The 20,770-nt window shown below is 43.5% G+C and carries 20 protein-coding genes; 12 read left to right on the top strand and 8 right to left on the bottom strand.

Features of this window, described 5'->3' with window-relative positions:
* Positions 1-45 precede the first annotated feature (45 nt).
* Together CCS02_RS13160 and CCS02_RS13155 are read right to left on the bottom strand one after the other, a co-directional pair.
* Positions 46-1,335 carry a GGDEF domain-containing protein gene (locus CCS02_RS13160; RefSeq protein WP_100636809.1) on the bottom strand — a complete coding sequence of 430 codons (1,290 nt, stop codon included), beginning with the start codon at positions 1,333-1,335 and terminating at the stop codon, positions 46-48.
* 141 nt (positions 1,336-1,476) lie between these two features.
* Positions 1,477-1,938: an Lrp/AsnC family transcriptional regulator gene (locus CCS02_RS13155; RefSeq protein ID WP_011978072.1), complete on the bottom strand. Its 462-nt coding sequence runs from the start codon at positions 1,936-1,938 to the stop codon at positions 1,477-1,479.
* Positions 1,939-2,078: 140 nt separating this feature from the next.
* Here CCS02_RS13155 and CCS02_RS13150 point away from each other — a divergent pair, with 140 nt between their 5' ends.
* From CCS02_RS13150 to CCS02_RS13120, 7 genes are all read left to right on the top strand, one after another.
* A complete protein-coding gene (locus tag CCS02_RS13150; protein WP_072838528.1) occupies positions 2,079-3,119 on the top strand; it encodes a zinc-dependent alcohol dehydrogenase family protein in 1,041 nt (346 codons plus the stop codon).
* Between the two features lie 215 nt (positions 3,120-3,334).
* On the top strand, positions 3,335-4,384 hold the full coding sequence (locus CCS02_RS13145; RefSeq protein WP_100186368.1) for a LacI family DNA-binding transcriptional regulator: 1,050 nt from the start codon (positions 3,335-3,337) through the stop codon (positions 4,382-4,384).
* 109 nt (positions 4,385-4,493) lie between these two features.
* Positions 4,494-5,771 (top strand): ABC transporter substrate-binding protein, encoded by a 1,278-nt coding sequence (locus CCS02_RS13140; RefSeq protein ID WP_100636808.1) that lies wholly within the window; start codon positions 4,494-4,496, stop codon positions 5,769-5,771.
* A gap of 91 nt (positions 5,772-5,862) precedes the next feature.
* On the top strand, positions 5,863-6,942 hold the full coding sequence (locus tag CCS02_RS13135) for a carbohydrate ABC transporter permease (RefSeq protein WP_011978068.1): 1,080 nt from the start codon (positions 5,863-5,865) through the stop codon (positions 6,940-6,942).
* A complete protein-coding gene (locus CCS02_RS13130; RefSeq protein ID WP_072838530.1) occupies positions 6,942-7,820 on the top strand; it encodes a carbohydrate ABC transporter permease in 879 nt (292 codons plus the stop codon). The genes CCS02_RS13135 and CCS02_RS13130 overlap by 1 nt, the downstream gene beginning before the upstream one ends.
* 22 nt (positions 7,821-7,842) lie before the next feature.
* On the top strand, positions 7,843-8,835 hold the full coding sequence (locus CCS02_RS13125) for a levansucrase (RefSeq protein WP_100636807.1): 993 nt from the start codon (positions 7,843-7,845) through the stop codon (positions 8,833-8,835).
* Positions 8,836-8,837: 2 nt separating this feature from the next.
* Entirely contained in the window at positions 8,838-9,899 is a 1,062-nt protein-coding gene (locus CCS02_RS13120) for an ABC transporter ATP-binding protein (protein ID WP_100636806.1), read from the top strand.
* 69 nt (positions 9,900-9,968) lie between these two features.
* Here the strand turns inward: CCS02_RS13120 and CCS02_RS13115 are convergent, their stop codons facing one another.
* From CCS02_RS13115 to CCS02_RS13105, 3 genes are all read right to left on the bottom strand, one after another.
* A complete protein-coding gene (locus CCS02_RS13115; RefSeq protein WP_198515377.1) occupies positions 9,969-11,240 on the bottom strand; it encodes a sensor domain-containing phosphodiesterase in 1,272 nt (423 codons plus the stop codon).
* 200 nt (positions 11,241-11,440) lie between these two features.
* The gene (locus CCS02_RS13110) at positions 11,441-13,663 is read right to left on the bottom strand and encodes a PepSY domain-containing protein (RefSeq protein WP_100636804.1); all 2,223 of its coding nucleotides are present in this window, start codon (positions 13,661-13,663) and stop codon (positions 11,441-11,443) included.
* A gap of 18 nt (positions 13,664-13,681) precedes the next feature.
* Entirely contained in the window at positions 13,682-14,155 is a 474-nt protein-coding gene (locus CCS02_RS13105; RefSeq protein ID WP_100186361.1) for a DUF2271 domain-containing protein, read from the bottom strand.
* A gap of 196 nt (positions 14,156-14,351) precedes the next feature.
* Between CCS02_RS13105 and CCS02_RS13100 the strand changes: the two genes are divergently transcribed.
* Together CCS02_RS13100 and CCS02_RS13095 are read left to right on the top strand one after the other, a co-directional pair.
* The gene (locus CCS02_RS13100; protein ID WP_100636803.1) at positions 14,352-15,017 is read left to right on the top strand and encodes a response regulator transcription factor; all 666 of its coding nucleotides are present in this window, start codon (positions 14,352-14,354) and stop codon (positions 15,015-15,017) included.
* On the top strand, positions 15,007-16,344 hold the full coding sequence (locus CCS02_RS13095) for a sensor histidine kinase (RefSeq protein ID WP_100636802.1): 1,338 nt from the start codon (positions 15,007-15,009) through the stop codon (positions 16,342-16,344). Before CCS02_RS13100 ends, CCS02_RS13095 begins: the two co-directional genes overlap by 11 nt.
* Before the next feature lie 13 nt (positions 16,345-16,357).
* Here the strand turns inward: CCS02_RS13095 and CCS02_RS13090 are convergent, their stop codons facing one another.
* Complete coding sequence (locus CCS02_RS13090) at positions 16,358-16,738, bottom strand: winged helix-turn-helix transcriptional regulator (protein WP_100636801.1); 381 nt, start codon at positions 16,736-16,738, stop codon at positions 16,358-16,360.
* Positions 16,739-16,875: 137 nt separating this feature from the next.
* On the opposite strand from CCS02_RS13090, the gene CCS02_RS13085 reads away from it, so the two are divergent.
* From CCS02_RS13085 to CCS02_RS13075, 3 genes are all read left to right on the top strand, one after another.
* Complete coding sequence (locus tag CCS02_RS13085; protein WP_072838538.1) at positions 16,876-17,427, top strand: flavodoxin family protein; 552 nt, start codon at positions 16,876-16,878, stop codon at positions 17,425-17,427.
* A gap of 220 nt (positions 17,428-17,647) precedes the next feature.
* Complete coding sequence (locus CCS02_RS13080) at positions 17,648-17,923, top strand: Lrp/AsnC family transcriptional regulator (RefSeq protein WP_072838539.1); 276 nt, start codon at positions 17,648-17,650, stop codon at positions 17,921-17,923.
* A 30-nt stretch (positions 17,924-17,953) separates the two neighbouring features.
* Positions 17,954-18,361, top strand: a complete 408-nt coding sequence (locus CCS02_RS13075) for a GFA family protein (protein ID WP_100636800.1) — start codon at positions 17,954-17,956, stop codon at positions 18,359-18,361.
* A gap of 122 nt (positions 18,362-18,483) precedes the next feature.
* Here CCS02_RS13075 and CCS02_RS13070 read toward each other — a convergent pair whose 3' ends face one another.
* A complete protein-coding gene (locus CCS02_RS13070; RefSeq protein ID WP_100636799.1) occupies positions 18,484-19,641 on the bottom strand; it encodes a methionine aminotransferase in 1,158 nt (385 codons plus the stop codon).
* Positions 19,642-19,786: 145 nt separating this feature from the next.
* On the bottom strand, positions 19,787-20,707 hold the full coding sequence (locus CCS02_RS13065) for a LysR family transcriptional regulator (RefSeq protein WP_232617077.1): 921 nt from the start codon (positions 20,705-20,707) through the stop codon (positions 19,787-19,789).
* Positions 20,708-20,770: the final 63 nt, after the last annotated feature.

The following is a 20,770-nucleotide window of genomic DNA, read 5'->3' as shown; positions in this document are numbered from 1 at the left end:
CCCCTAAAAGCAATGAAGCCAACCATCAAGGGTTGGCTTCATTATTTAAATTGCCACTTGTACATCACATTTACCCTGCTTTTTAACACGGTACATAGTGCTATCAGCAGTTTGTATAAGCGACTTCATGTCTTCACCATATTCAGGGTAATGAGCAATACCTAGACTAGTACTAACTTGTACCGTTTTATTCGTATCACTGATCATGACAGGCTCTAATACGACATTTAGAATGATATTGGCCAATTTAAGCACTTCATCACGATCATCAAGACGATCAAGCCAAATAACAAATTCATCACCACCGACTCTGACGATTTGCCCAACATCTTTAGTTTGGGAATGTAACCGCTCAGCAATGCTAGTAAGAACTTGATTACCCGCTTCGTGACCGTGATTATCGTTCACTTGTTTAAAGCCATCTAGATCCAAATATAAAATGGATAATAAATGGTTGTCTTGTTTGGCTTTCGCGATCAGTTCCCCTTCTTTTTCCAACAAATAATGCAATGAAGGAATCCCAGTCACGGCATCATAATGTGCTAGCCGTCGCAGTTTATCTTGCGCCACTTTCTCTGCTTCTAGAGCCGTGTGTAGTGCAGAAACATCATACTCAGACATCAGCAGCAAAAATTCTCCCGTTAAAGGATGACGTGTCATGCGTACATCTAAGCTGTGCTTACGAGGACCCGCGGAGGTTTTAACATCACAAGTCCATTGTCCGCCTTTTTCTTCTATTGCCTGTGCTAGTATTTTTTGACCTTCTACTAAACTGGCAAAGCGCGAGGTAAAGAAAGATTGCCCCTCTGAGGTGTTTTGTCTTGATAGGTGTTTGTAAGCTTCTGTAGAGGCTGGATTCTCTACAATTGGATCACCAGCAAAACTGAAGCTAGTCACCACTACACTTGTGTAGCGCATGGCTTCAACCAGTAATAGATTTTCTGGAATATCCCCAATATTCACTTCTTCATTGATAAACGCAATGATGGCTCTATGTTTATCCGGCCCGACCAAAACCGCACGATGACGCATATACAGAGTTTTTGGTTTTCCATTTGGATAGGTTGTCCAAGGGTCGATCGTTAAGCCTGACTTCGCTGCCAGCTCAAACGTTTGTGCAGTGCGATCCTTTGCGCCTTGGGTATCACCAGACAAGTCTTTATTCATCAAGTCTTCAAGTGTGTTTAATCCCCAAAACTTAAGAGAGGCGGAGTTGCCCCACCACCAGCCGTGTTTATCAAGGTCAAAAATCCACACAACATCAGGGATAAGTTCATATAAGGCAACTTCGGAATGATCTCTAATATGGATCAAATGATCGTAATTGTTTGTCAATGTTACTCTCCTTTCTGAAGCTTACTTATTTATTCATCCTTGTTATCAAACCTGACCTCCATGTAGATGTAAATTTTATTTTGTAACTGCGTGACTCGTCATTCTTACATAGCAAACTAACCTCTTTCTGTTACACCAAATTTATATTGGCAACCGCGTTGAGGCTTTCAATTCCCGCAAAGAAATATTCGAAGCAATCGCAGACACACCGGGTAATTTCCTAAGCACTTGATCGACAAAGCGGCTGTAATCATCTAAGTCTTTGGCGACCACTTGCAACAAAAAATCCGCCGCTCCTGTGGTGTTATGGCAGGATAAAACATTGTCGCAACGTTGGATCATTTCTTCGAAAGTTTGCGTGGTTTCGGCATCGTGCTGATTACAAGTGAGTTGCACAAACGCCATCACGCCGAAGCCTAATTTACGACGATCAAGATTTGCCTGATAGTCGGTTATAATGCCCTCTTCCTCCAGCCGCTTTAATCTTCGCCAACAGGGCGTTTCACTCAATGATAGTTCACTGGCCAATTTAGCGTTGGTCAATTTGCCATCTTGCTGCATGCGCCGAACAATATCAGTGTCTACCTTATCCAAAGCCGCCATTGAAAGACTCCCCTCTAATTAACCTTATATCTGAAATAATATTTCTTAAGTTCTCTAATATACAAGGAAAAGAGCAAGGTAATTTCTAGTGTATTAAGTAGTCTATTAGTCTGACGTATAGATCACCAAAGGAGCAAACCATGAAAGCAGTTGTCTACGAAAGCTTTTCGGCCACACCAAAAATTATGAATGTAGAAGATCCAACGCCAGAAAAACATGGTGTAGTGATCAAGGTCGAAGCGACAGGTGTATGCCGTAGCGATTGGCATGGCTGGATGGGACACGATCCCGACATTGTGCTGCCACACGTTCCGGGCCATGAGTTTGCCGGTATTATTGAAGCCGTTGGCAAAGATGTTCAGCGCTTTAAAGTCGGCGACCGAGTGACCGTACCTTTTGTTAGCGGATGCGGTTCTTGTCCAGAATGCCACGGAGGGAATCATCAAGTCTGCGGCAATCAAACTCAGCCAGGCTTTACCCATTGGGGATCTTTCGCGGAATACGTCTCTATTCATCATGCGGATGTGAATCTAGTTACCTTGCCTGAAACCATAGACTTCACCACAGCAGCGAGCCTTGGCTGTCGCTTTGTTACCTCGTTTAGAGCGGTTGTCGATCAAGGTAAAGTCAGCGCAGGTCAGTGGGTCGCTGTTCATGGCTGCGGTGGCGTTGGACTGTCTGCCATCATGATTGCTAACAGTATTGGTGCCAATGTTATCGCAGTAGACGTGACAGACGATAAACTTGAGCTCGCAAAAGCCCTAGGCGCCTACGCAACAATTAACGCCACCAGCGTGGCAGATGTGGCTGAAGCGATTAAAGAAATCACCCGCGGCGGTGCCCATGTATCGATCGATGCTTTAGGTCACCCAACGACTTGCATCAACTCTATTAAAAGTTTGAAAAAACTAGGCAAGCACGTTCAGGTCGGCTTGTTATTAGCCGATCAAGCCACACCGCCGATTCCGATGAATCTGGTTATCGCTCATGAGCTAGAAATCATCGGCAGCCATGGTATGCAGGCATTTCGTTACGACGCCATGCTGGCAATGATTAAGTCTGGCAAACTCAGCCCAGAGAAACTGCTTGGTCGAACCATCAGTTTGGAAGAATCTATTGTCGCGCTAACCAATATGGACAAGATCAACCCACCGGGCGTCACTGTCGTCACAAGCTTTTAACCTTTTTTTATCTATAAAAAAGAGTGCTTAACTCAAAAAGTAAGCGCTCTTTTTATTGAATAAAACCAATCAGATATCTCTTTTTAAAAGAGTCTTAAATAACCATCATCGTCCTAATATAACAATAAAATTGGTCTTTTTATATTCAATGAGGTTGACAGGGATTTATTTTTAAATAAAAATGACACCGATGTCATAACGAGAAAAGAATAAAAATGACGACCATTTACGATGTTGCAGAAGCCGCTGGAGTCTCTCCAAAGACAGTTTCTCGCGTATTAAATAATGATGTTCCTGTCGGAGAAAAGACCCGTAAGAAAGTAGAAGCTGCCATTGCAGCTCTTGGCTATGTTCCAAGTACTGCGGCGAGATCTATGCGATCAAATAAATCGGGGCTTATCGGCTTGGTCACAGGTGCTATTTCTCATTTTTCTGACACATCTAATGCACCCACTGGTTTGCCTGATTTATTTATTGTTCAGGGTATTCAAAAGGTAATGCAAGCCTCTGGTAAAACGTTATTAATCGCCGATACAGGAGATTCTGCTGCATCGGTGTCTCATTTAATTCGGACATTTCAAGAACATCGTGTTGAAGGGCTTATTTATGTGGCGAATTATCATAAGCAAATAGATTTACCTATCGCCAGTAAAAGCATCCACACTGTACTAGCAAACTGCTTTGATACAAACCACACAACATCCGTGGTTCCAAATGACCAAATGGGTCAAAAATCTTTAGTGGATAAAATCATAAAAGAAGGTCACTCCAGAATTGCATACTTGACCTTAGACCCATCCATGGTCGCAACGCATCAACGACTTGAAGGATACCAACAGGCCTTACATGAAAACGACATTGCGTACGATCCTGAGTTAGTTTTATGTGCAGACACACTAGATCTACTAGACAACGAAAAATTGATCATCGACGCGATTGATCACTTGCTTTCATTGGCCTGTCCGCCTACTGCTATTTGTTGTGGTAACGACAAAATGGCACTCAAGCTTTATGGTATTTTAAGAGTCAAGGGTATCCGTATACCTGAGCAAATATCCATTGCAGGTTATGATAACTATCTTGCGATTACTGAAGGTTTGTACCCAGCATTAACCACGGTACATCTGCCTTATCAAGAAATTGGGCAAGAAGCGGCACGACAACTTTTAAAGTTGATTGATGGTAAAGACCAAAAAGCACCAAACTCAGCAATAACCATCGTTGATAGTCCTGTTATTTGGCGGCAATCAATTCTTAAGATTTAATCACCAATAAATTTATCGAGTAACGCATCAGAGCTACGCTGAGTTACTTTTAACAAAAAATGACATCGGTGTCATTTTAAAAAATAGCTCATACCAATGGGAGAAAAACATGAAAATAACAAAAAGATTGGCATTAACCATGTTGTCTGCAAGTGCTTTAGGGGGCACTTTTGGCTCAACTTCCGCCTTTGCAAAAACGGATCTATCGCTTTGGTATCACGGTGCCGGTAATAAAGTGGAAGCAAAAGTCATTAATCAAATTGTGAATGACTTTAATAGCAGCCAAGACGATTGGAATGTGGTTTTAGAGTCATTTCCCCAAGGTTCATACAACGACTCCGTTGTTGCAGCCGCATTAGCGAACAATTTACCGGATATTTTAGATGTGGATGGTCCTGTGATGCCTAATTGGGCATGGGCTGGATATTTACGACCTTTGTTAATCAACGAAGCAAAAATTGCTGATTTTTTACCAGGAGTTAAAGGCTATTGGGACGGGCAATTGTATTCAATCGGCTTATGGGACTCTGCCGTCGCTATGATGACACGCCGCTCAACCTTAAATGAAGTCGGAGCTCGTATACCAACAATTGACTCACCATGGACTGAAGAAGAATTCAACGACGTTCTTAAAAAGCTGAAAGCGACAGGAAAATATGATTATCCGCTTGATTTAGGTATGGCTGAAAGTGGCGAATGGTTTCCTTATGCTTTTAGCCCATTTTTACAAAGTTTCGGTGGCGACCTGATTGATCGTTCCACCTATAAAACAGCTGAAGGTACATTAAATGGCCCCGAAGCCATAGCCTTTGGTGAGTGGTGGCAAAGCTTATTCGTCAATGGCTATGCGCCAGGCAACTCTCAAGACCCAGCAGACCATGAAACAGGATTATTAGAGGGAAAATATGCGATGCAATGGTACGGAAACTGGGCGGCTTTAAAAAACTTAAATAAGTTTGGTGATGATGCGCTGTTTTTGCCTGCACCTGATTTTGGACATGGGCCTAAAATAGGTGCTGCAAGTTGGCAATTCGGAGTCTCTTCGGCTTCTAAACACCCACAAGGCGCATCGGACTTTATTGAATTTGCTCTTCAAGATAAATACTTAGCTGCATTTTCAGACAGCATTGGCGTAATACCACCAACACAATCCGCGGCAGAATTAACAAAAAATTATCGACAAGGCGGAGCTTTGGCCGTTTTTTATGCCCTATCCAAAGCACAGGCCTTAGTTCGTCCCGTCACTCCTGGTTATATTGTTGAAGCAAAAGTCTTTGAAAAAGCCTTAGCAGATATCGCTGATGGTGCAGATGTTGCGGACACGTTAGATAGCGCAGCTGATGAAATTAATGCCGATATTGAGAAAAACCGCGGCTACAGCCGTTAATACGTTTTGATAGGTCCTTGGCAGGTATAGGACTTCTCTACCTGCCTACTTTTAGCAAAATATTTTAGAGCTAGCGATACTGGTATTTTTTATGAAAAAAAACTCGATATTAACGCGGCATAACACCACAGGATGGCTGTTTGCGTCTCCCGGTTTCGGCTTGATGCTTCTATTTATTGTCATTCCATTTATTTTAGCTATTGCATTCTCTTTAACGAATCAGCGCTTGATGTCCCCTAACGCAGCAGAGTTCGTGGGGTTAGAAAACTACACCAATATGCTAGATGTAGGCATTTTGGTAGTTGATCCTGAAATCGATGCTAGTGGCAACATTTTAGTGGATAAGAACGGGGACAATAAATACCCAAGACTCAGAAAATTCACCCGAAATAACCCTGATTATCCCAATGTACAAGGGATGAAAGAGTGGTTCTCATTCTCTTGGGGGGAGCAAAAAGTCGCGATTATGGCCAGTGATCTTGTGTTTATGAAAGCTCTGGTTAATACCCTTACCTTCGTGGCGTTTGTTGCCCCTATTCAAGGTGCTTTGGCACTCATATTGGCATTGCTAATTAACCAACCATTACGCGGCATACAGATTTTCAGGTCGATATATTTTATGCCTGTCGTTGTATCGATCGTGGTCGTCTCTTTGTTATGGCGTTTTATCTATGACGGCCAAAACGGACTATTAAATAGTGTGCTGAATACTCTCACATTTGGTCATTTCAAAGCGGTGGACTGGCTGGGTAATCAAGATACGGCGCTCGGTTCAATCATGGCTATGTCTATTTGGCAGGCGGTAGGTTTTCACATGATTATCTGGCTGTCAGGCTTACAAACCATCTCTCCAACACTCTATGAAGCAGCGAAAATTGAGGGTGCAAGTCCTTGGCAGACATTCCGCTACGTCACATGGCCAGGCTTACGTAATACGGCCGTATTAGTCGTAATCGTCATTACCATGCAAGCCTTCTCGCTATTTGCGCAGATCGATGTGATGACAAGTGGCGGTCCTCTGGATAGCACTCAGACTATTGTTTATCAGGCAGTAGAACGCGGTTACGGAAAGCAGGATATTTCTGGAGGCTCAGCGATGTCTGTCGTGTTATTCCTACTCGTTTTGAGTATTTCCCTACTGCAGCGCTACTTAACACGGGAGAAAAACTGATGTTTCAACTAGATACGGACAACCCAACATTGCGCTTAATCGTGCGTTATATGGTATTGACTCTCATCGCTCTCATTTTTGTCACGCCGATTCTTTTTATGATGATGTCGTCACTAAAACCTGATCAACAGTTGTTAGCAGATACATCCTCTATTAAAGCGTTTCTACCCATTGGGGACATTAGTTTTGACAACTATAAGGCAGCCTTTGAACGCGCTCCCATTGGCATGTTTATGCTGAACTCACTCCTTGTAACAGGCGTGACGGTTGTACTTGGTCTGCTAGTTTGTTCGATGGCAGGTTTTTCGTTTGTATTCCTCAACTGGCGAGGAAAAAGCATCGCTTTTTCCATTATTTTAGCCACTCTAATTGTGCCTTTTGAAACCATAGCGATTCCAATGTTGTTGATGGTTTCAAAATTGCCTTGGCTTGGATTAGATGGCTTTAGCTGGGGCTGGTTAAACAGTTATCGAGTGCAAATTATCCCCTTTATCGCCGACGGTCTAACCATTTTCTTGTTCGCTCAATACTTTAAAGATTTGCCTAAGGAGCTTATTGAAGCGTCCCGAATAGAAGGCTGCAGTTGGTGGCAGGTTTACTGGAGAGTGGTTATGCCTTTGTCTGGTCCGATCATTGCCACAGCTGCAATTTTGAAGTTCCTAGCCATGTATAACCAATATTTATGGCCAATCATGGTGACGCAGCAAGAGCAATATCGCCCAGTATTAGTTGGCTTACAGTACTTTTTTCAATTGAACACGGCATGGGGAGAAGTTATGGCATATCTCACCATAATCACTGTGCCTGTCTTAGCTTTTTATCTCGCTTTACAACGTGCATTTATCGCCTCTATCGCATCGACAGGTGTCAAAGGATAGGCTTTTTTTTGGAGTAATAAAAATGACAATAGCATTAGAAAAAAAATGGATATGGGACAGCTGGTATCACAAAGAAGGTGATGTTTGGCATGGGTATTTCCTGCAAGCAGATAAGTCGCTTATCAATCCTGAGTTGCGCCATTTAAATGTCACTCAGGCTCATGCAATATCAAAAGATTTGATCCACTGGGAACATTTAGGCACCTGTTTTGAGCCTTCAACATCAACAGCCTGGGACGACTCCACAACTTGGACCGGCAGCGTGGTAAAAGACGATGATGGCTTATATCACCTCTTTTATACTGGTACCTGTTTAGCCGAGAAAAGTTTATATCAACGTGTCGGTCACGCAATAAGCGATGATCTGCATAATTGGAAACGTGTGGGAGACGGCTTGTGCTTAGACATAATCGGCGAAAATGCCCAATATTATGAAGACCAGCATCAAGTAGGTCATTGGCATGATCGAGCGATGCGAGACCCATGGGTGATGAAAAACCCAAATGGCAAAGGCTGGTTAATGTATTTTACCGCTCGTGCACCAGGTATTGGAGAACCCAATGCTGGCGGCGCAATTGGCTTTGCTACCTCTGACGACTTGTATCACTGGGAGCTACAAAAACCTGTTTTTGTTGGCGGCTTTGGCCAATTAGAAGTACCACAAGTGTTTGAACTTGAAGGCCGTTGGTACTGCTTATTCTGCACATCGTCTTCTCATTGGGCCGATGCTTTTATAAAAGCTCGTGCAGGTAAACCAGTCACTGGTAATCACTATTTGGTTGCGGACAACCCTGAAGGGCCATGGAGCCTCCCAGAAAGTGAATTCCTAGACGGCGATGAACCATGCTACCGATATGCTGCACGCATCCTACAAACCGATACTGGCCCCGTTATCATAGGTTTTCATGATCAAGGCCCAAATGGCTTTGTTGGTGAAATTTTAGATCCTGTCGCAGTACATGTGAATGATGAAGGATTGTTAAGTACAGACGATAACAATAAAAAAGGACAGTAGTCATGGCGGATTTACAGCTAAAATCCATTGAAAAAAACTACGGCTCTACTCGTATTATTAAGGGCGTCGATATCGATATCAAAGACGGCGAGTTCGTTGTTTTTGTTGGCCCTTCTGGTTGTGGTAAATCCACTCTTTTACGCATGATAGCAGGGCTTGAAGATATTTCTGGTGGAGAGTTAACCATAGATGGAAAAGTCGTCAATGACTTACAACCAAAGGACCGAGGGATCGCCATGGTTTTCCAATCTTATGCCATTTTTCCTCACATGACGGTACGAGAGAACGTTGGCTTTGGATTAACCGTATCTGGCGTTCCCAAAGATGAAAAAGTGCAGCGGGTAAACGAAGCTGCACAGATTCTGCAAATGGAACATTTGCTGGATCGTCGCCCTAGCCAGCTGTCTGGTGGTCAAAGACAACGTGTTGCGATAGGTCGCGCCATTGTTCGTAATCCTAAAGTGTTTTTATTTGATGAGCCGCTCTCGAATTTAGACGCCGCCTTGCGGATGGATATGAGAATGGAGATTTCAAAGCTGCATAAAAAACTCGATGCCACCATGATTTATGTGACTCACGATCAGGTTGAAGCGATGACATTAGCAGACAAAATCGTCGTACTCAAAGATGGAGAAGTGCAACAAATTGGATCACCAATGGAGCTTTTCCATAAGCCAGCAAATCGCTTTGTCGCGGGGTTTCTTGGCTCTCCATCAATGAACTTTGTGAAAGTAAAAGTGGTGGCTCATGATAACGACAGCATCACCGTCAGTTCAGACGTTATAGATGAGGTGGTCTTACCTAGACACGATCGTGATGTTGCCATTGGAGACACGCTTGAGCTAGGGATTCGTCCTCAGTATTTAGAGCCTCATCACGGTGAAATAAAAGGTTCGATGCATGGCCGTGTGTCATTATCAGAACGTCTTGGTACCGAAACCGTGCTAGACATTACATTAGCAGATGGCAATAAGGTAATTGCGTCTATTAATGAAGATAAAGTATTTGAAATCGACGAAGAAATAAGCCTGTGTTTTGATATCGAAAAGGTTCATGTCTTCTAAAAAGACGAGCAAATTTTATTAAAACAATCATGATAAAGAGCCTCATTAAAGAGGCTCTTTTCATACAAACTAAGCTCGACTAGAGCAAAAAGTTAACACGTCATCAATTGGCAGCGGATGGCAAAAAAAGTATCCTTGAATTGTTTGAGCGCCTAACTCTTGTAGCACTTCCAGCTCTGCCAAGGTCTCTACACCTTCACCGAGAACGTTGCTTTTGGTTTCTTTTGCAAAGCCGATTAAAGCGGCAACCAAGGCTCTTTTTCTATGATCTGAATTGATATTAGAAATTAAACTTCTATCTAATTTAATGATATCTGCTTGCAGCTCCAGTATATGCTGAAAACTTGCAAAACCCGCTCCAGCGTCATCAACGGCAAGTCGCATGCCTCGTTCCCGAAAAGGCTGAATAGCATCGCGAAATGCCTTGTAGTTTGGAATACATTCTTGCTCAGTCACCTCCAAAACAATTCTATTCAAAGGTGCTTTATCTAACATGGCTTGCAGATAAGGCGAGGTAAGATGCTTAGGAGAGATATTGAGGATTATGTAATACTGCTCTGGAATATCAGGCAACAAATTAAGCGCCTCCTCAATGGCAAATAACTCAAGTGCTTCACCAATACCAGACACATTAGCTTTATTAAACCAATAATCAGGAGAATGATATGGTTCGGTTTGAAAGCGCGATAAACACTCAAAGCCTTGAACGTTCTTACTTTTCAAATCATAAATGGGTTGGAGGACAACATTCAGCCGTTTTTTATGGATGATATCGAAAATATCTTCACGGGCTACTTGCTGTATTTTTGAAACAATAAGTTCTTTTTCTATGTTACGCGCTGCAAATTTTGCGAATAGGGTTAGAAGCGATAGGTCTTTATTCGATAATGATTGATCCGCACGCTCACTGAAACAGCATAAAGTGCCGTAAATGGAGTCGTCTGATAGATAGATTGGTACGCCAATGTAACTACCAATATTCAACACTTTGGTGACTGCTAAGTCTTTTGTTAGTTTGTTTTTTGAGGTATCTGGAATGATATTTGGTAGTTTTTTATCCGCGATCAGCCGGCAATAGGTTTCTTCATTTTTATCTTTATGACCTTGATGAAGAACAGTGGTACAACCAACACTATTATCGACATGTAGCATTTCGCGATAACCATGATGAAAACGAGATAAAAAAGCCGTGTCCATTCCCAAGTGCTGACGGATGGTTTGAATCAAATGATCTAAGTCCTGATGCAGCGATGCTGTCAGAAGATCTTCTTCAATTTCCTCTTCGCTCTGCATATTTAAAATAGCAGACAATAAGTCAACATCATCGTTTATTTTCAGCATCATTATCTCGTACACTCTCTACCTCTGAGAATTTATCTATATGCATTGGATATGATGAAAGTCATCCCAAAAACTAAGCAAAGGATAACAAAGACACTGACGTTCTTACTGTGTTGTTTAGACGTTATTAGGTAACCAATTGAGTCTATCGTTGTTTCTTAATGTCATTATGTAAATAAATGAATCATTAGGTAAATAGGCTAATACACATCCTCTAAATAACGCCCTTGCGCTTTTAATGAATCAACATTGATCTGCAAGGGTTTAAGAATGTCATTAATTGCTTGAGCAACGCCAGCAGCCATGTCTCGGCCACCACAAACAAGAATTTGCGCGCCTTGCTCTAACATTTGTCGAACGGCGGTTTGATCTTGTAACAACTTATCTTGCACATAAGTTTTTTCAGTAATTTGATCAGTGGCTTGGCTCTTTACCTGAGAGAAAGCCGTTTGTAGTCCAGTTAAACGATGATCCTCAAGGTAGCGACCTAGGTCTGGCTGATAAAGAAAATCAGCCTCTTCATTGCGTCCGCCCCAGTAAAGGAACATAGGATTGCGCTGGGTATTTTTGCGAATAAAACCCGCCAACGGTCCAATACCCGCACCCGCTCCAATTAGAATCACTGGATTGCTGCCAAGTGCAGGACGAAACTCAGGGTTTTGACGGATAAAGCCTTCAATACCGCCGCCGATTATTAAACCGTGCAAATACCCAGAACAAACACCATGAGGCTGTTTACGTACACAGATTTCCAACACGCCATCGCTTGTTGATGACGCCAAGGAGTAGAAACGCGCCACGTCGTCTCCCGGCGGCACAATACCCAGTAAATCACCGGCTTCAAAAAAAGGTAATGAATCCTTACCAGTAGCGCTAAAACGAAAAATGCTCGTGGCAGCCAAGCCTTCTAGACCATAGTCTTCACGATCTATCAGTGTCAGTTTTGCGGTCGGAGTCGGCAGAGGGTTATGAGTTAAAGCAAGCGGAATACCGGTCACATCAGCAATATCATTACCCCATTCCCGAAATTGTGCAGAAGAACCTCGATTGATCAAACCTACCGAATGAAGACGAGCTATGCCTTTGTTTTGCAGAGCTGCATCCACATCTAGCGCATACTGACAGAATTGCGAAAACTGCTGATCACCGAAGCCCAATACGGCAAATTGCAGGGTCTGATCCGGCCGAAAGCTCCCTAATTTTGTTAAAAAATTATGGGCAGAAGACGGTGCATCGCCATTGCCGTAGGTCGAAGTTAAAATAAACAATCGCTTAGCTTGTGGATAATAATCCTCCAATTGGTTCATCTCAGCGCAATACACCCTACAACCCGCTTTACAGAGGTTTGCTTGCAGATCTCGAGCAAATCCCCAAGTTATATTGCCCTCTGATCCGACTAAAATAATGGTATCCGCTTGCTCAAAACTCACCTTGTTAGTCTGGCTATTGGTTTGGGTAATGGCCGAACGGCGACGAATCCACCAAGACCGAGCACCAGTATAAGACAACACCGGCACAGTCAACGCAGAAGCTCCTAGGATTAACCCTAACCACCACAAACCTTCACCTGTGTGGAGTTTCGTCACCCACTGCTGAAACGCACCGCTTTCAGGTAAAGGCTCAAAAGAAAGCCATTGACCTGTTGATTGATCGACAAAGCCAGCACCATGGCGAGTTGTTACTGAGTAAACATCTTGTGTGTCATCAGGCACAGGGAAGATGAGCTCTCGTAGCTCGCTTAAATCCATTTTTGTTAATACCGCTAACGAACCGACGGAAGCGGGTTGTCCACCCGATACCGCATCAGGAAACTCGGCTTCTACATAAGTATGATCGGTAAAAACACCAAAACGCAGTGCTGACATATAGGCACCTGTCAATGAGGAGAGAAGCAAGCCAAGTACCGCGAAACGCGCTAACTCCGAATGAATGCGTTTGCCGCCTTTGCCTTTAAAAGGTCTAACTAAGGCTTTCCAACCACCAATGCGACGCACCAATAAAAAGGTTCCAGAAAGACAAATCAGCACCATAAAACCAGCAGTCACACCTGCCATAATTCGGCCGGTGTCACCCAATAAAAATGAGCGATGCAGATCCTTTAACCAAACCATAACAGCGGAAGGTTGGTACGGTGCAATACTTTCGCCAGTTAACGGATTAACCAAGTCTGCATGAGACTTTTCATCTAGTTGATAATGCACAATGACTTCGCCAGAAAGATCTCGTTCTATACGTTCGGCTTGTGGAAAATGCGTCACTACATGTTGCGCCAGCGTTGCAACGCTTACCTCACCTACTGCTGGAATCATAGCGGCGGCTCGATGAAATGTCGGCATCAAAGACAGCACCGCACCAGTACAGGCCAGCGTTATGACAAACAACATCACCGCTAAACTTGGTAAACCATGCAACTTGCGTAACATAACCTTTACTCCACCCGCTTATTTAAGATCGTAAGTAAATGACATCACATATCCGGACCCGATTACTGCTTTGCCGGATCCTGCCGTTGTCAAAGGCGTCGACACATCCGCTTGGTTGCTGTTTGCGTCTTCGACAGCGCTATCAATCACTATTTTATAGCCAGAGTCGATCAAGCTATTGTCTATGTTCTGGGTAATGGTTAACGATCTACCGCTGGTGATGCTTGCTCCAGTTTTGCCGTCGTATTCAGCACTTTTTTTACCGCTTGCACGAGACCAGCCACGTAAGTGTGAATAATACTTACGTTCTTTTCCTGCAACCCAAATCGTCTGCTGGTACTTGTCATTGGCGTCCATAAGATAAATCGCAAAATACGCGCCGCTGCCATTGTAGCGAGCCAGTTGGGTAGTAAAGGTTACTTCCCGAGCCTGTGCTGACATGGACAATGCCAAGCCTGAAAAAATGCTTAACGCCAATAGAATGTGTTTCATCGTGGTTTCCTTTTATGTCTGTTAAGCACACTCTATAACCCTTACCTGACTCTGAGCTGAACGCGAATGTTTTTCTGAAAAAGACACAAGTTCTTAAGAAGGCACAAAAAGCTAACAAGACAAAAATCCGCGTCATTCAGGTTAATGTCAGGTCGATGAGCTATGATGAGCAAAACAATAGAATCAGAGATACGGCATGCGAGTATTGTTAATAGAAGATACAACTGGGTTAGGAGAAGCCGTTCGGGATCAAATTCGTGACGACGGCCACGCTGTAGATTGGGTGCAAAGCCTGAGTTTTGCCGAAGCCAGCGTGAAAGCCACCAGCTACAATCTGATCTTACTGGACCTCATGTTACCGGATGGTAATGGCTTTGATTTTTTAAAAAGCCTAAGAAAATCCGGAGACTCAACGCCCGTTATCATTCTTACCGCTCGTGATCAGGTGTCTGACCGAATTGAGGGACTAAACGCCGGAGCCGACGATTATTTAGTAAAGCCTTTCGACCTATCCGAATTGTCCGCTCGTGTCGGAGCCGTTGCTCGACGTTATCGTGGCGATCCAAATCCGCTCGTCAAAATCGGTCATTTAGAAATAGATCTGAGTGAACATCGCATCAAGGCGAATGGACAAACAGTGGAATTGACTGCGCGTGAATGGGCGCTATTCGAAGGCTTTGTACAACGCCCAGGGACGCTTCTATCTCGCTCGCAGCTTGAAGACCGCTTGTACCAATTCGGTGCCGAAATCGAGAGCAACACCATTGAAGTTTACATCAGTCGGTTACGCAAGAAACTTGGCCGAGATGTCATTATTACCGTCAGAAACATGGGCTATCGTTTGGAGACTTATGAGCACTAACGCTAGCTTAAAGAAAAGCCTGAGCATCGGCCTTACTTTGGGAGTCTCATTACTTTGGCTATTCGGCGCCATAACTTCGGGTTTGGTGGTGCAAAAGGAGATGAACGAATCTTTCGACAAAGCGCTCAAAAAATCGACCCAACATATTCTGCCCTTGGTGATTACCGATTCTTTCAAACAACAAAATAACGATAGATTAGGTATCCCAACTTTAGAAAATGATGATGAATACCTCACCTATGTAGTCAAAGACCAGCAAGGCAATGTTCTATTGCGCTCTAAAGATGCCAATCCGCAGATATTTGGCGAAGACCTGAAAATAGGTTTCTCTAATACCTCGACCCATCGGATTTACACCACATCCGCATTAGAACACCGTGTTTATATTGAAGTGGCTGAACCGCTAGAGCACAGGGAAGAAGATCTCATGGAGGCAGCGATTGCACTACTGCTTCCCTTACTGTTTTTAGCACCAATTAGTTTGTTAGGTATCTGGTGGATTATTCGATTGTCTCTTCGTAAAGTCGTTATCTTTCAACATGCTATTGAAGAACGTGGCGCAGGGAATTTATCGCCAGTGGAAATGGAAAAACTACCCAAAGAATTTAAACCCATTGCGGTAGCCGTCAATCGCTTGCTCGAGCGACTACGCCGCACACTAGAAGCAGAACGCAGTTTTACCGCCAACAGTGCCCATGAATTACGTACACCTCTGGCGACAGCGTTGGCTAAGGTGCAACGAATCAAATCGGTCACACAAGACGAGCAATTAAAACTGCAAATTACTGATGTTGAAAGCTCGCTCAAAAGCCTATCAAAACAGTCTGAAAAATTACTCGAATTAGCCAAAGCAGAAGGCGGTGGCGCCATCTCACAACAACAGCATAATCTTGTACCTATATTGAAGATGATTGCGGGCGACTTTACTCGTCAGTCACCAGAACGCATCAAATTAATCTTGTCGACAGGTGATATTAACTCTTTGTTAGACCCAGATGCCTTTGCCATTCTAGCGCGTAATCTGATTGAAAATGCGCTCAAACATGGTCGAGCTAATCGTCCAGTGGAAGTGAGTTTGCTGGAAAATGGAACGCTGCGAGTGGTGAATGAGTGCGATCTTGTTGCACCGCAAGATCTCGCCTTGTTGCGCAATCGGTTTGTGCGAGCAAATACGACCGCTTCCGGCTCAGGTCTAGGGCTAGCGATTGTCGATGCCATTACCTCAGGAGCGGGAATTGCCTTGCAGCTCAAATCCCCAGCGGCGGGTAAGCAAGACGGCTTTGAAGTGGAATTAAATGTTAACCCTAGAACCGGAAGTAGCGACTAAGTATAGCCAGCTTCTATGCATTAACATCGTCGTAGTTTTTTTGCGCCTGTTTTACCTGCTCTACATTTTGCTCTGCCCAATCAGCAAACAGCTCAATCGTTTGGGCAAAATCATGCCCTAAGTCCGTTAATTCATACTCTACTGTCACTGGCACGGTGGCAAAAGCAGTACGAGTTATCAGGCCATCTCGTTCTAGTTGCTTGAGCTTTTGAGACAAGACTTTTTGCGAGATACCTTCTATTTCACGTTTAATTTGATTAAACCGAAATGAGTCTTTTCTTAGTAACCTAATAATTAATAGTGTCCAGTGATCAGCCAGACGATCGAAAAAGGCTCTTGCTGGGCAGCCTTTGGCATAAATACTATAGGATAAAGGCGCGTTATCTTGGTTCAAGGTAGTTTCCCTCAGGTAACCTAGTCACTAAAAGGTTACTTCTTGTATAGTTAGTTTCTAAAACATACTATCAATTTTGTTGAAACAAGACGAGGCCTTACCTCGTATTCATATAATCAAAAGCATTGGAGTGAGTAATGAAAAAGACAGTAGTGGTTTTCTTCTCAGGATATGGACATACCAAACACGTTGCCGAGTACGTTGCAAAGGGTGCTAACGCAGAAAGTATTCAAATCGATGAAAATGGCGATATTACAGACGCGGATTGGGATACATTAAACGCGGCTGATGCCATTATTTTTGGTGCCCCAACTTACATGGGTGGTGCACCTTGGCAATTTAAGAAATTTGCTGATGCAACATCTAAAGCCTGGTTTACTCTAGCTTGGAAGAACAAAGTATTCGGTGGTTTTACCAACAGTGCAAGTTTAAATGGTGACAAACAAGTCACTCTTATTTACCTACAAACGCTTGCATCTCAGCATGGTGGCATTTGGGTAAGTTTAGGACTTCCACCATCTAATACGCTTGCTGCTACACGCAAAGATGTCAATAATCTAGGTGGTTCTGTTGGCGTTTTAGTTCAGTCTCCATCTGACGCTGGTAACGACGCTATTCCTGAAGGCGACCTAGAAACAGCTCGTCTTTACGGTGAACGCGTTGCGCACATTGCAAGCCGCTTCAATTAATTAAGCATTATTTTGGTGTTTCAAACGGCATGGCTTTCCATGCCGTTTTTCGTCCATCCTAAGCAATGCTCTAACCTCTACATATTTTCCAATTCGTCCACATAAGTTGTCTCTTTGTTCCTTTGTAAATCGCCGCTTAAGGTGCTTTAATTCCCAACTATTCGCTGGTATTAATTGTTAAAATTACAGCGGTCACTCACAGTCCGAAGAGGAAACACCCATGGTTACTGCTATCATCATGCTTTCTGTTGAGAAAAAACACATCAACCAAGTCGCTGAAAAATTAGCTTCCATCAAAGGCTTGTCTGAAGTTTATTCAGTTAGTGGTCCATACGATATCGCCGCTATCGCTCGTGTTCAGAACAATGACGAAATATCTGAGTTGGTGACACAACACCTTGCACAGATTGATTACATTTTGAAAACAGAAACCATGTTGGCATTTAAGGCTTATTCAAAAGATGATTTAGAAGGCATGTTTTCCGTTGGCGCTTAACCTTTAATATCTTTTTTGGAGCATTCGATTATGAGTCATCTTCACACTGGATCTTGCTTGTGCGGTACGGTTAAATTTGAATTGGAAGGCGAGTTTAAGAAGTTCTTCCTTTGCCATTGCAGCCGCTGCAGAAAAACCTCTGGCACAGCACACTGCGCCAATTTATTTGCGCCGGGTGCTACGCTTACTTGGTTGAGTGGCGAAGATAAACTCAGTTTTTATCGATTAGAAGACACAAACTTTGCTCGTACTTTTTGCTCTGTGTGTGGCTCAAATTTGCCGACTGATGCGAAAGCTCGCGGCTTAGTTGTCGTTCCTGCTGGCTGCTTAGACACTGACGTCGATATAGCACCACAAGCGCATATTTTTATGGACAGCAAAGGCAACTGGGATGAGCATTTAGGCGATATTCCAGCGTTTGAGGCGCTACCAAACTAAATAGCCAAACCAAACAATGAATTAAGCAGTCATTAAAAAGCCAACGAGATGTCCGAACATCGACGTTGGCTTTTTTGTGACTTTTTTCTAATGACTTTTCTTTGCGCTACTCACTCTATTGATTAAAGCTCACTTAAACGACGAGCGGCTTCAAGCAAGGTGCTTTCTTCTTTGGCAAAACACAGGCGGATAATGCGTTGATCTTTTGGCGGTTGCTGATAAAACACGCTGACTGGAATCGCGGCTACACCGACTTGGTCAATTAGCCACTCACAAAATGCCACGTCATCTAAATCACTGATCGCGCTGTAATCCAATAATTGAAAATACGTGCCTTCGCATGGCAGTAACGTAAAGCGGCTACCAGCTAGTGCATTTCTCAGTACATCACGCTTTTGCTGATAGAACGCAGCCAAGCCAGCACTCGCTTCCGGTAAAGCCATCAAATGCTCCGCCAAGGCTTGCTGCAAAGGAGTGGCGGTGCAGAAAGAAACAAACTGATGCACTTTGCGCAGTTCCACGGTTAATTCCGCTGGCGCCACAATGTAGCCAACTTTCCAGCCAGTTAAGTGAAAGCTTTTGCCAAAAGAAGAAACCACTAAGCTTCGTTTTGAAAGCTCTGTGTGTTTGTGAACACTTACTGCGGATTCACTAAAGTGGATAAATTCATACACTTCATCAGACAGTACATAAATGTCACGACTCGCAATCACTTGCCATAAGGATTCTAAATCCTCTGCCAACCAACAGCTTCCCGTTGGGTTGTGTGGCGTATTGATTAAGACCAAACGCGTTTTATCACTAAGTAATTCAGAAAACGCCTGCCAATCAGGGCGAAACTCAGGCGCACTCAAAGTAACTCGACGACAAACACCACCCGCTAAGGTCACTGCTGGCTCATATAAATCGTAAGCGGGATCGAACAAAATAACTTCATCGCCATCATGCACTAACGCAGCAATCGCATCAAAAATGGCTTCCGACGCACCGCTAGTCACCGTAATCTCACTAAACGCGTTAACTTTTCGGTCGTAATGACGTTCGATCAAGCCGGCAATCGCTTCTCTTAAAATCGGCAAGCCAGCCATAGGCGAATATTGATTATTACCGGTTAAAATCGCCTGTGACGCGCGTTCCAATAATCGAGCATCAGGTGAGAAATCTGGAAAACCTTGCGACAGGTTAATCGCGCCTTTCTCGACGGCTAACGCCGACATTTTTGTAAAAATAGTAGTGCCGACTAACGGCAACTTGGAAATAAGAGCTGAAGCGATGGTCACGGTGATTTTGCCTCATCATATAAGGTTGGGCATTTGAAAATACGAATTTGAGAGCCATTTTCTATGAAAAAATAATGCCGAGTCAAAGGTTATTAACCGCAATGTATGAAGGACAATAACAAACCCATTTCGTTGTTCCCCCGCATCACATTCTTGCTTTGTATTCTCGTGCGTAATTACGACATTCGGCGATGCAGTTTAAGATTCTAGGATCTCTTTCACGACTCGCTAGACACACCATGACCACTTGCTGTTTCATATCGGCCATATTTTCCATCGATAATAATTTTATTTTGGTATCAAAGACATGCTCTACACGACGTGGCAATATGGCGTAACCAACACCGCCACTCACCATGCTCATTAACGAGAATATGTCCCCCAATTCCATCGCAATATTGGGTTGTATCCCTGCTTTCTGAAAGACTTTTTGGGTATCTGCTGAGGTAGCAAACCCATCTGATAGTGTGACAAAGTTTTCGTGCTGAAAATCCTCGAGCCTAATTTGGCTATTATTAGCAAGAGGTGAATCACAGCTCACGGCCAACATCAGCTCATCTTCAAAAAGAGGCAGGTGGGTATACTCTACATCATCAATGGTTTTTTCCGCTGAGATAAGAATCACATCGAGTTCAAAGGATCTTAGCTTGCCTAATAAAGAAGCATTTGAACCTAATGATAGCTCGATATTTAAGTCACTTTTGCGGCGTTTAAGACCTGCAATTAGCTGCGGTAATGTGCTGATAGTGAGCGAATATAACGCTCCTAATTTGAATTGATTGGAATAAATACCGGCGACTTCTCGAGTGCTGGTGATCCCGTCTTGGAGGTCATTTAATACTTGTGTGACCCTTTCTTCCAACACTCTAGCGCTGGGTAAAGGCGTCAGTAATCGCCCTTCTTGTCGAAACAAAGGACACTTCAATCCTTCTTCAAGAGAGTGTATCGCCCGATGAACACTTACTGAACTGAGCTGTAGCTTCTCGGCCGCCTCAGACAAAGTACCCACTTTCATAAAGGTCAGAAACACTTCCAATTTTTTAAGTGTGATCATTTCATCAAACATAATTTTTCCCAGCTTTTTATTAGAGCGTCACTGCTCTCTATTATTTTTTCAAAGATTATTAGC

This window comes from Marinomonas sp. ef1, assembly GCF_002806845.1.
Taxonomy (GTDB): domain Bacteria; phylum Pseudomonadota; class Gammaproteobacteria; order Pseudomonadales; family Marinomonadaceae; genus Marinomonas; species Marinomonas polaris.
The sequence above is the reverse complement of the archived record's forward strand: the minus strand, read 5'-3'. Positions and strand labels throughout refer to the sequence as shown.

Excerpts from the sequence above, each read along its gene's own strand:
- CCS02_RS13080 (WP_072838539.1), top strand. The coding sequence starts at position 17,648 with ATGGTTACTGCTATCATCATGCTTTCTGTTGAGAAAAAACACATCAAC.
- CCS02_RS13105 (WP_100186361.1), bottom strand. The coding sequence starts at position 14,155 with ATGAAACACATTCTATTGGCGTTAAGCATTTTTTCAGGCTTGGCATTG.
- CCS02_RS13110 (WP_100636804.1), bottom strand. The coding sequence starts at position 13,663 with ATGTTACGCAAGTTGCATGGTTTACCAAGTTTAGCGGTGATGTTGTTT.
- CCS02_RS13075 (WP_100636800.1), top strand. The coding sequence starts at position 17,954 with ATGAGTCATCTTCACACTGGATCTTGCTTGTGCGGTACGGTTAAATTT.
- CCS02_RS13085 (WP_072838538.1), top strand. The coding sequence starts at position 16,876 with ATGAAAAAGACAGTAGTGGTTTTCTTCTCAGGATATGGACATACCAAA.
- CCS02_RS13115 (WP_198515377.1), bottom strand. The coding sequence starts at position 11,240 with ATGCTGAAAATAAACGATGATGTTGACTTATTGTCTGCTATTTTAAAT.
- CCS02_RS13130 (WP_072838530.1), top strand. The coding sequence starts at position 6,942 with ATGTTTCAACTAGATACGGACAACCCAACATTGCGCTTAATCGTGCGT.
- CCS02_RS13125 (WP_100636807.1), top strand. The coding sequence starts at position 7,843 with ATGACAATAGCATTAGAAAAAAAATGGATATGGGACAGCTGGTATCAC.
- CCS02_RS13120 (WP_100636806.1), top strand. The coding sequence starts at position 8,838 with ATGGCGGATTTACAGCTAAAATCCATTGAAAAAAACTACGGCTCTACT.
- CCS02_RS13140 (WP_100636808.1), top strand. The coding sequence starts at position 4,494 with ATGAAAATAACAAAAAGATTGGCATTAACCATGTTGTCTGCAAGTGCT.
- CCS02_RS13150 (WP_072838528.1), top strand. The coding sequence starts at position 2,079 with ATGAAAGCAGTTGTCTACGAAAGCTTTTCGGCCACACCAAAAATTATG.
- CCS02_RS13145 (WP_100186368.1), top strand. The coding sequence starts at position 3,335 with ATGACGACCATTTACGATGTTGCAGAAGCCGCTGGAGTCTCTCCAAAG.
- CCS02_RS13065 (WP_232617077.1), bottom strand. The coding sequence starts at position 20,707 with ATGTTTGATGAAATGATCACACTTAAAAAATTGGAAGTGTTTCTGACC.
- CCS02_RS13155 (WP_011978072.1), bottom strand. The coding sequence starts at position 1,938 with ATGGCGGCTTTGGATAAGGTAGACACTGATATTGTTCGGCGCATGCAG.
- CCS02_RS13095 (WP_100636802.1), top strand. The coding sequence starts at position 15,007 with ATGAGCACTAACGCTAGCTTAAAGAAAAGCCTGAGCATCGGCCTTACT.
- CCS02_RS13100 (WP_100636803.1), top strand. The coding sequence starts at position 14,352 with ATGCGAGTATTGTTAATAGAAGATACAACTGGGTTAGGAGAAGCCGTT.
- CCS02_RS13135 (WP_011978068.1), top strand. The coding sequence starts at position 5,863 with ATGAAAAAAAACTCGATATTAACGCGGCATAACACCACAGGATGGCTG.